Annotated in this window: 1 protein-coding gene; it reads left to right on the forward strand. The window is 56.4% G+C overall.

Annotated elements, in window-relative coordinates:
* Positions 1 to 633 precede the first annotated feature (633 nt).
* Complete coding sequence (locus tag AB0J67_RS40845; protein WP_363491161.1) at positions 634 to 1,776, forward strand: hypothetical protein; 1,143 nt, start codon at positions 634 to 636, stop codon at positions 1,774 to 1,776.
* Positions 1,777 to 1,960 lie beyond the last annotated feature (184 nt).

The raw sequence follows: 1,960 nt of genomic DNA on the forward strand, positions 1-1,960 counted from the left end.
CGTCGCCGCCCTGGTCTCCGACCGCACCATCACCTGGTGAAACGCCCCGGAGCGGCCCATCACGCGACCTCAACTATTGCGCACAAGATCGTAAGCAGCCGCTGCAACCCCTCCGGCGTGCTCCTCCGGTAACTTACGGAAGTCCTTCTGCCTGCTGGAGGCCCGCACCACCCGAGCCAAACATCAATTGCCATGACCACAGGAGGGGCATCCGTCGGCCACCGGTGCGACCTCACGACGCGCCTGACACTCGCCGGGAACCTAAGAAGCCCCAAAGTCGTAAGCTTCACGTGAGTTATTCCCGCGACTCTCTGAACAACACGTTGAGACGGAGTTCCTGACCTGGTCACTCTAGGCAATCGCTTGATCTGGGCGGTATTCTGTGCACTCGCAGGTGTGCCGACTACTGGTGCGACCGCTATAATCGCATGATCGTGGCGCTTCACTGACGCCCGTCAAACTTGATGCCCATGATGTACCGCGTTGGTCAAACCGGCGTGGCGGTCCGCTCCGGGGAGAGTCAAAGGGGGCGTCAGTTTCTGACCTACCGCCACCCTGTGCGCAGGGGCCATCGACTGGATGATAACGCGACGCATCGGTCGTCTGGCGGAATAGCGGGGCGACGACCCGATCATGGCAGCTATCGAAAGGCAACTAATGCTTAAACCCCTCCGCCGAGTCGTCCCTGTTGTGTCTATTGGCATGCTCGGCATTTTACTTGCAAGTCTGGCACCTGTCGGCGCGGCCAGCGCCACCTGGACCAGTCCGTTGGGCGATAAGACTTATTTCAATCTTCCATCAACTGAAGTGGAGACGTCCGGCTGGGCCGAAGGAATGCAGGGAGTGTCATTCGGAAGTTATGCGGGTGACCAGTACGTGTTTTTCTCAAGCCGCACCAAGATTCATGGCTGGCCTATCGGAAACAGCACCAGATATGGACTGGACTACCTGAAGCGAACACCAACATGGCACAGTAATGTGCCGGACGACCTTCCTGGCGAACCACACTTCGGCGACTTGGATTTCGAACACAACGTCGTCGGTACCGTAAACAATCAATCCGATCTAATTTACGTCCCTTATGAGGACAACAAAAAGAGATTGACTCCCCGGCTCGCGGTATTTCGGGTCAATTCGGTTTCAACGAATATTACTTACGTGGGTCATGGTTACGTTGGTGGCACGGCTGCCAAGGAAATGCCTTGGGTGGCCGTAAAGACCGGCACGCAGTGTATTTATACCTCGGAATTTCACATTCATTCGTCCTCAAGGCCCTTTGGTGTTTCGGAATACTGCGACTCGAATCCTGGAGACGGAGTGACCCTTCAAGGTACGCCAATTCGACACCAAGTCCGAGATTTCGATGGTGATCAGATCACGCTTGGCCGGGTACAGGGCGGCGACTTCATTATGCGCACACCGACCACTGGATATTTGTTCTTGCTTGCGGAGGAAGGGCCCGGAGCGGATGGCTTGCTACCGGGGAATGGCTCGGGAAGCAGTGGCGGCGGCAGGGGAGTATACGTGTTTACAACTAACACAACCATTGCAAACGGACCGTTTTCGATGATCGACTTCATACCCGCAGAGATGCATCCAGATCGCAGCGAGGAATACGAAGGGGTGGCGGTCGGCGAGGTGGACCCTGCGGGTGCGAATGACCTCGCTCACATTCATGCCATTGTTACTGATAACAACACCTGGGAGCCAGCTGGTCAGGGGTATTACTTCAAGCATTGGCGTGTCACAAACGATGCGGGCCTCGAACTGCGTTGATTCGCGTCGGGTTCGTAGCAGTTCCCAAAACCAAGAATGCGGTTAGGCTGGATAAATCTGTCGGCGATTTGCAGATCAGCAGCCCAGGCTGCTAGTAGTGCTTTGTTAGGTCGGCGTGTCGTAGGGGTCTCTGCGGGCTGGCGTAGTGTCATGTCGCGGTGACCCCTCACGAGCTTTCGGTTGT

This window comes from Catellatospora sp. NPDC049609 (assembly GCF_040675365.1).
Taxonomy (GTDB): Bacteria; Actinomycetota; Actinomycetes; order Mycobacteriales; family Micromonosporaceae; genus Catellatospora.